We start from the raw sequence: 4,521 nt of genomic DNA, 5'->3' as shown, positions 1-4,521 counted from the left end.
GCGTGGAGACTGACCCCAGGCAGGCCGTAAACCGCGCCGTCGAGCACATCAGCGAACGGGAATCCGCCTACAGCAGGCCAGATCTCACGGTGGCGGCAATGCACTTCGCTTACCGCTCTGACTTCAGGGCAGTGGACGCGGAAATCAGCCGACAGATCAAGGCAGGCCGGCTGTTTGAAAGCGGTGAGGACGGTCAGATTTTGACCGACAAGGCATCTGTAGATCTGGAACGCTCTATTCTGGCCACTTGGCGAAAGGCGGAGAAGACCGGCGGCCTCGAACTCCCATCAGAACAAGGGCGCACCGGAGACAGCCTTTTGGCCCGAAGACTGAGCGTTGTCCGTTCCTTGACCGACGGCCAGCGCGCATCCATCGAAACCTCCCTGACCGGTAAAGGCCGCTACGTCGGAATCCAGGGCTATGCAGGTACCGGTAAGACCTTCATGCTGGAAAGCACAAAGGAAGCACTAACCCGTATGACACACTATGCTGGTCAGAACGGGTATGAGGTCAAGGGTTATGCTCCGAGCCACCAGGCGGTGAATGAGCTGACCAAGGTTCTGGGGAGCGCCGAGACCTTGGCAAAGGTGGTCACGGCCGAGCGCCACCACCCGCAGGACGTGGACAACAGCAAGACCATCCTGGTTGTCGATGAAGCCTCGATGGTGTCCGCGCAGGACATGCGCAGCTTCATGGACTACGCGGAGCGCACCGGCGCCCCTCGTGTCGTCTTTGTAGGGGATGTCCAGCAGCTTGATGCGGTTGCCGCCGGTCAGCCCTTCGCACAGATGCAGAAAGCAGGCATGCGCACCGCGGTCATGGATGAGATCCGCCGCCAGCGGAACGATGATCTGAAGGCAGCGGTCTACCATTCGATCCGTGGAGAAATCACATCGGCCTTTGGTCGGCTGGAGGACAATGTGCTGAAGGTCGATGATCCCCGCCAGGAAGCTGCAGAAAGGTTCCTCGCTCTCACCCCGGCCGAGCGGCAGGGCACCCGGATCCTCACCCTCACCAACGCGGCCCGCGCGGAAATCAATGAGGCAGTGCGCGAAGGCCTCCGGCAGGAAGGCCGCATTGCCTCCGATGAGGTTAAAGTGAACGGCCTGCTGAACCGCCAGCTCACCGAGGCAATGCTTGCCGACGCCCGCAGCTACGCCCCCGGCGATGTCGTCATGTCCGTGGCGACAAGCAAGGAACACGGCCTGAAAAAGAACGGTCTCTATGTGGTCCAGGAAGTCGATCACAGGGGCAATAAGCTGACCGTTGAGCATGAGGAAACCGGTGCCCGGACCACCCTGCCTCTGGCTGCGAAATTCAATCAGCGGGAGCTTGGAAAGGCACTCGTGGCCTATGAGCGCGAGGCCCGTGGCATGGCTGAAGGCGACCAGGTGCGGTTCCGGATCACAGACCCGGAAAACGGCATCAAGAACGGTTTGCGGGCTGAAATCAAATCAACAAAGGGGGGAGTCATTGAGGCCGAGACGCAGGAAGGATCGCGCATCACCATTCCTGCTGACAGCCTCGCCGCCCGTGGCCTGGAACACGACTACGCCGCCACCGCGCACGCGGTTCAGGGGGAGTCTGTGGATCGCGTAATTGTGGCTATGCGCTCCACCGAACGGCTCGCAACCCAGAAGAGTTTCTACGTTGAAATCAGCCGGGCGCGCGATGAAGCAATGCTGCTGACAGAGGATCCGGAAAGGCTTTCCAAGACCATCGAGAAGGAGACCGGCATCCGCCAGACCGCTCTTGATGCCTGGCTGGATGGCCGCCTCGCAGGCGCACGCTCCCTGCAGCCGGAGGAGGCGAAAGCCCGCGAAGAACCACAAGAGAAGCCTGAGGCAGTGAAGGAAAAAGAAACCAAGGACAAAGAGCCGGAGACCCCTACCCTGCCCGGTCTCTTCGACGAGAAAATTAAAGAAGTTGAAAAGCAGGCAGAAATCCTCCTGCAGCGAGATAAGGAAATTGAACGATGAGCGAGACACAGCCACAGAACCTTCGTGTCCGGCTTGGCCCAGTTGCCAGCGCCCTGATTGAAGGCAGCACTGACAACCGGCAAGAGGCTCTGGACCAGGCTATTTTGGACCTTCAGGAAAGGGCCGTCAGAGACGTTAAGGACAGCGCTGGTCAAGCTCTCTGCCCCGAACATCTGCAGGGTCTGGAAAGCCGGATCGAGGAACAGGGAGAACTCCTCTCGGCGCTGCGGTTTTCAGTAATGAAAGAGATGCAGATGATCCGTTTGCTCATCGCCTCCCTTATGTCGAAGTCCGACACCAGCCAGCAACAGCTCCTCGCATTTGCTACCGAAGCGGTGGAGGCGTTGCGGCGTGACACCAGCCTAGTCCTGGAAAAAGAGCACGCAAACCTTGCCAGTCAGGAGGCCGCATTCCAGGATGCGATCCGGCGCGATATGCAGCTGGGCGGCGACGGCTTGGAGCGCGAGGCAGAGGTGGAGATCGAGCGATGAACGAGGCACGGACTCCCCCGATTTTGCCGGGCCGGAGCTGGCCCGCAGCCTGGGCCACGCTGGGCCAGAGCCGGGCCACAGCTGGGCCAGAGGCAATTTCGGCCCTTGAAAATAGGGCGTCACAAGGTGCTGCCACCCCCCAATTGACAAAATGCCAATTTTGGAAATTAAATCAGCGCTTTGCGCTGATTGCAGCTTTGCTGCGTGAGGTGTGGACCTTCTATGAGGACCGAAGGGCCGAATTGGGCGTTGCTGGCCCGAACCATCAGGGAGGGCTGAGCCAAAAGCCCGCCAACGAGGCGGCGCAAAGCGCCTCGATTTCCCTCTGCGGTCAGAGGCCACGGATTGCCCTTTCGGCCCTCCTGATGGCGCTCCTGGCTCCTGCGGCTGTCTCTGCCGGAGACTGGTCCAGCTCCGGCAGCTTCGACCTGAAAGAGACCACTGAAATCCGCGAAAGTCTGGCCTCGGCTCCGGCTTCCTCCCAGGGCGGCTGGAACTTCGCCACGAGGGAAAGTGAGTGGGTTGCCCTCGATGCTTTTGAACGCTCGCGGCCGGGAAAGCAGCCCCCTGCCCCGGCCACCTTCCGCCTTCCCTCCGGCTCCAATGTCGAGCAGCTGTTTGCCCTCATTGCATTTGCTGAAGCTCCCGGCGGCCGCTATGACGCGATCCATCACGGCGCCAAGGTGAAGCCCGGCAAGAAACCCTCGCAGATGACGCTTGCGGAAATCTACGCCTGGATCGACCGCACGCCGGGCCAGCCCCATGCCATCGGAAATTTCCAGATCATACCTTCGACTTTGCTTAACTTGCAAAAACGTCTCGGCCTGCCTGACGGAACCCGGTTCAGTCGGGAGACTCAGAACCGTATGGCCGCGCTTCTGATTTCGGACACCGGGTATCAGAAGTTCGCCGCTGGCCGGATTTCACGTTCCGCCTTCATGGACAACCTCGCGCGGATCTGGGCCGGCCTGCCGCTGGCGTCCGGCAAGTCTGCTTATCATGGATATGCCGGGAACCGCGCGACCATCACGCGGGCTTTCTACGGCAAGCAGATGGAAAGGATCTTTGGCTCCGAAACAGCGCGGATCACTGCAGCTTCTCCAGTGGCCCAAGCAAAACCAATGAATGCAGGCTGGACACGGCTCGGGCAATGATCCGGATCATAACCAAAACATCCCTGATTACCGCACTGGCATTACAGGAACGGGTTCAACTCTTCCAGTTTTATGTGGGCTTGAGACAGGCATATGGGAAGCCTTCATAACGCAAAAGGCGGCTTTCCGAGCTTCTGAAAGATGGCGCAAAATGCGATATGCAAGCGGCCGGTTAAGTGCCTTGGCCGCCCTGTTGATGAATTAATTGAGTGGCGGTATCTGAACTTGTTAGCCACGTCTCCAGACTGAGAACTGGTCAAGGCTTCGGAAAAACCCGCCCGATCTTACGCCGCACAAAAAGAGGCAATACACGCCCGCGAAAAGCCCTGACCAGACTCCGAAGATCGAGGCCCAGGATACGGTCAGAAAAAGGAGTCCGCCGTGCACAGTCAAATGCCCCTCCAAATCTCGGGATGCCCTGGACACATGCCGGGGCGGCTCTGACTGTAACAGGCTTTCGGTTAACAAATCCGGACGGGACTGCAGCCGCCCTGCGTTCCTCCCGGTTGAGGCTCTGGTGCCGGAATCTGCTGTTTCCCGCGCCTGCATTTTGGAGTAGATATCAAAGCTGCGGGGATACTTCCCGCCCTACCGCGCTTTGGCGATGATGCCATCTTTGCCAACAGCTGCGATGCTATCGGAAGTGCGGCGTGTCAAATCCACCCCGTCGGCGGAGATGCTGGCTTCAGCGAACTCTGTCTTCTTCAGCACAGATCCGTCTGCCTCCACCCACGTGGTCTCGCTGCTGCTTTCGCGGGTGATGGAACCATCATGGCTGATCCGGATCGAAATGCCCGCCACCGCAACCGATACTGAATCTTCCGTCACAAGAACCCCGTTCCAGGCATCCGGGAAATCGCGGCGCAGGACAATCTTGTCCTGGCGCAGCTTGATTTG

3 protein-coding genes and 1 pseudogene are annotated in these 4,521 nt (G+C 59.5%); 3 read left to right on the top strand and 1 reads right to left on the bottom strand.

The window, feature by feature from the left end:
- The 3 genes from A2I95_RS26385 to A2I95_RS26375 form a co-directional block, all read left to right on the top strand.
- Positions 1-1,979: AAA family ATPase (locus tag A2I95_RS26385; protein WP_291734682.1), on the top strand; the 1,979-nt coding region annotated here is incomplete at its 5' end.
- Positions 1,976-2,470, top strand: coding sequence for a hypothetical protein (locus A2I95_RS26380; RefSeq protein WP_027255811.1), 495 nt, complete (start codon positions 1,976-1,978; stop codon positions 2,468-2,470). The genes A2I95_RS26385 and A2I95_RS26380, both read left to right, overlap by 4 nt.
- A 365-nt stretch (positions 2,471-2,835) precedes the next feature.
- Positions 2,836-3,624, top strand: a complete 789-nt coding sequence (locus A2I95_RS26375) for a hypothetical protein (RefSeq protein WP_291734679.1) — start codon at positions 2,836-2,838, stop codon at positions 3,622-3,624.
- Positions 3,625-4,212: 588 nt separating this feature from the next.
- Here A2I95_RS26375 and A2I95_RS26370 read toward each other — a convergent pair.
- A pseudogene (locus A2I95_RS26370) lies at positions 4,213-4,521 on the bottom strand (hypothetical protein); the annotation flags it as partial.

The sequence above is a fragment of the Leisingera sp. F5 genome, assembly GCF_001593695.1.
The sequence above is the reverse complement of the archived record's forward strand: the minus strand, read 5'-3'. Positions and strand labels throughout refer to the sequence as shown.

Excerpts from the sequence above, each read along its gene's own strand:
- A2I95_RS26380 (WP_027255811.1), top strand. The coding sequence starts at position 1,976 with ATGAGCGAGACACAGCCACAGAACCTTCGTGTCCGGCTTGGCCCAGTT.
- A2I95_RS26375 (WP_291734679.1), top strand. The coding sequence starts at position 2,836 with ATGGCGCTCCTGGCTCCTGCGGCTGTCTCTGCCGGAGACTGGTCCAGC.